This window comes from Acetobacter papayae JCM 25143, from assembly GCF_000613285.1.
Taxonomy (GTDB): Bacteria; Pseudomonadota; Alphaproteobacteria; order Acetobacterales; family Acetobacteraceae; genus Acetobacter; species Acetobacter papayae.
Genome location: NZ_BAIN01000123.1, coordinates 1 through 3,354, shown reverse-complemented (window position 1 = coordinate 3,354; position 3,354 = coordinate 1). Strand labels below are relative to the sequence as shown.

Below are 3,354 nucleotides of genomic sequence, written 5' to 3'. Positions count from 1 at the left end.
AGTCATTCAGCAGGGGACAACACTCGATCTGCTCAAAACGCAGACCGAAAAAAAACTCAAAGAACCGTCAATCAAAGCGCCAAAAGCCAGAAATTACGCGCCAAGCGTATCAATCAAGGGTTCTTCGATACCTCCACGTCAAAAAATCCCGCCTGCTTTATGATCCATACTCCAATCAACGCAAGGAAAATTGAATCACAGAGCAGACCTTAAAACCAGAGGGTTTTTCGATACCGACAGATTGCAGCTTCATAAGGCCCCCAACCCGACAGACTACCTTTACTGTTTGTTAAGCTGCTTCATGGAATCAGCCGGTGTTTGCAGGCCTGAATACTGCATGACACCGAATGACATGGTGTCGTCAGGTGTAGGCAGATCGCTCTGGCGCCAGCCCCCACCCAGAGCACGGATCAGGCCGACCGTGCTTTGCAGGGCGCGGGCCTGCACCTGCACACGGTCAATGCGTGCATCGAGCGTATTCACCTGCGCGATCAGTGCATCCAGATAGCTGTCAGCACCGCCTTTATACAGGGTCATTGTCAGGGTCTGCGCCTTCTCAGCCGTTTGCACCGCCTGCCCCAGACGCTCCGTTTCCGCCCGCAGACGGTTTGTCAGCGACAGACCGTTTTCCACATCCCCGAACGCGGTGAGAACCGTCATGCGGTAGTGATCCAGAGTTTCGCGGTAGACAGACCACGAATGCTGCAACTGCGCGCGGCGCAGCCCGCCTTCGAATATCGGCATGGAAACGGAAGCACCATAAGACCACATGCTGTTAGCCAGATTGGCGAGATTGAATCCGTTGGAATCAAACCCGCCATTGGCGCTGAAAAACACATGCGGATAAAACGCTGCCCGTGCAATGCCGATCGCCCGGTTGGCCTGAGCCATGCTCCGCTCCGCCGCCGCAATATCCGGCCTGCGCTCCAGCAGGTCGGACGGTAGGCCGGTCGGCACCAGCGGCTCCACATTCGTCAGTTCATCGACCGCCGCGATATGGAAGGTGGAGGGCTGTTCATTCACCAGCACGGCAATGCCGTGCTCCAGCACCTCACGCTGGGCCTGCACATCAAGCAGGCGTGCTTGTGTCATATAAAGCTGGTTCTGGGCTCGTGCCACGTCGATACCCGTGGCGTCCTGATTATCGAGCCGTGTCTGGGTCACATGCAGGGCCTGCTGATAATACGCGATGGACTGAGTATAAATGGCGTTCTGGGCATCGAGCCCACGCAGGGCGAAATAATCCGATGCCAATTCCGCCTGCAGACTCAGCCGTGCGGCGGCGTAATCAGCCGCCTGCTCCTGTGCATAGTATTTCTGCACCCGTACCTGATTGCGGATAGCCGACCAGATATCGGGCTCCCAGCTTGCAAGGCCGGAGTAAAACTCATCCGTGGCCGTAATTGGGCCTTTGTAGCGGAACAGGCGATCTGCCGAGCTTTTGTTGTCGCTCGCGCCAAACGCCATGCCCAGATGCGGCAGCAGATCGGAGCGCGCCTCCATGACAATGGCGCGCGACTGCGAAAAGCGCTCGGCTGCTGCCTGAAGGTCAGCATTGTTTGCAAGCGCTTCCTGCTCCAGCCCGTTCAGCGTGGTGTCTGCAAACAGCGTCCACCAGTCAGGCTTCAGGGCTACGGTGCTAGGCACCGCATCCTTGAATGGTCCCTGCCCGTGCCATGATGGCGGCACCACATAATGGGGCGGATCATAATGCGGTGCCAGATCACAGGCACTTAGCACAGTCAGGGAAAGCAGCAGGCCTGCCCGCGCCGTCAGGCGGCGCGCACGCACGGTGCCAAAACGCGAGAGGGTCTGTTTCATTCGTCATCCCCCTCTATGGCCGCACCTCCTGGAGTGCTCAGATAACCTTTCTCAGGGTTTACAGGCCTTACCTTGTCTCCTTCTAGCAAATCGGCAGGTGGATTGTTGATGATCCGGTCGTCTGGCGATAGGCCGGCACTAACCTCCGTATAGGCATCTGCCATGCGGCCTACTGTGATATTGCGGTAATGCGCCGTGTCTTTGCTATCAACCGTGGCCACCTGCATCCCGTGCTCCTGAAACACTAGTGCACCGGTAGGATGGTATACACACCCGGATCTGCGGGAGCCGTGAGTGTGACGGAGGCAAAGCTGCCCGGCCACAGTTTCTGCTCCGCATTGTCGATCGAAAATTCCGTGATAACCGTGCGCGTGTTGGGATCAAACCCCTTGGCGATGGTCAGGAACTTGGCTTCGAACACCTTGTTGGGAAACTGCGGCACAGTCACCTTAGCCATAAGCTCCGAACTTAATGTGGCAGAGAATGTTTCCGGCACGGACACGAACAGTCGCATGGCGTGGGTATCGGCCACGGTAAAGAGTTCGCTGGCGGTGCCGTTGGCGTTCATGTTGCCGCTACCAGCCCCAACATAGTCACCCACGTTGATGTTACGCGCGATCACCACTCCATCAAACGGTGCTTCAATGCTCTTGAAGTGGATCATGGCCTGATACTGGGCGACCTTGTGCTCGGCTGCTTCAAGCTCTGCCTTGGCTGACTGCTCGTTGGCATTCTGCACCGAAACAGACTGGCCAGACACCGCCTGTGACTGCCCCATGGACCGCCAGCGTGTGGCGGTTATGGAGCAAGGCCGTATTTGGCCTGCGCAACCTTGAGATCTGCCTGGGCCTGAGCGTATTCGGCATCCAGTCTGGGCGTATTGATCTCGGCCAGAAGATCGCCTTTTTTCACGACCGCACCGTAATCCTGGTACCACATTTGCACGTAGCCCGAGACCTGCGCATAAATGGGCGCCTCGTACCATGCGCTGATCGTACCCGGCAGGGTCATGGTTACCGTCGCAGGCGCGGGTTTAGGCAGCACAAGCGCCACATCCGGCACCCGGCTATAAACCGAATCTTCCTGAATACGGACACCATTGCTGGCCCGTTGCCCTAGTAAGTAGCCAATATCCGCCACCATGACAGCCACAAGAAGAATGATGAAGATTCTGCCTTTGCGGGAAACAGACATCAGACAGCCTCCTGCCGGTGGGCCGTATCCGTGCTGGATGGCTTTTCCGGACGATGATGGAAAATTACATAAACACAGGGGACAAAAAGTAGGGTGGAAATGGTGGCCACGATCAGCCCGCCAATAACCGCCTTACCCAGTGGCGCATTTTGCGAATTGCTTATGGCCATGGGCACCATGCCGATAATCATGGCCGAAGCCGTCATGATAACCGGACGGATACGGCCTATCCCTGCCTCGACCGCAGCCACCACGGCACTGCGGTGCATGGCAAAGCGTTCCTTGGCGAAGGACACCACCAGAATGGAATTGGCCGTAGCCGTTCCCATGCACATGATA

At 57.0% G+C, this 3,354-nt stretch carries 5 protein-coding genes; all 5 read right to left on the bottom strand.

Annotated features, from left to right (window positions below):
- Positions 1-279: 279 nt before the first annotated feature.
- Positions 280-1,821, bottom strand: coding sequence for an efflux transporter outer membrane subunit (locus JCM25143_RS14705; RefSeq protein WP_025861779.1), 1,542 nt, complete (start codon positions 1,819-1,821; stop codon positions 280-282).
- On the bottom strand, positions 1,818-2,048 hold the full coding sequence (locus JCM25143_RS24510; RefSeq protein ID WP_234395352.1) for a hypothetical protein: 231 nt from the start codon (positions 2,046-2,048) through the stop codon (positions 1,818-1,820). The genes JCM25143_RS14705 and JCM25143_RS24510 overlap by 4 nt, the downstream gene beginning before the upstream one ends.
- Positions 2,049-2,065: 17 nt before the next feature.
- On the bottom strand, positions 2,066-2,599 hold the full coding sequence (locus JCM25143_RS24505) for an efflux RND transporter periplasmic adaptor subunit (protein ID WP_234395351.1): 534 nt from the start codon (positions 2,597-2,599) through the stop codon (positions 2,066-2,068).
- Positions 2,600-2,619: 20 nt separating this feature from the next.
- Positions 2,620-3,015, bottom strand: coding sequence for an efflux RND transporter periplasmic adaptor subunit (locus tag JCM25143_RS24500; protein WP_234395350.1), 396 nt, complete (start codon positions 3,013-3,015; stop codon positions 2,620-2,622).
- On the bottom strand, positions 3,015-3,354 hold a 340-nt coding region (locus JCM25143_RS20215; protein ID WP_035371471.1), incomplete at its 5' end, for an efflux RND transporter permease subunit. The genes JCM25143_RS24500 and JCM25143_RS20215, both read right to left, overlap by 1 nt.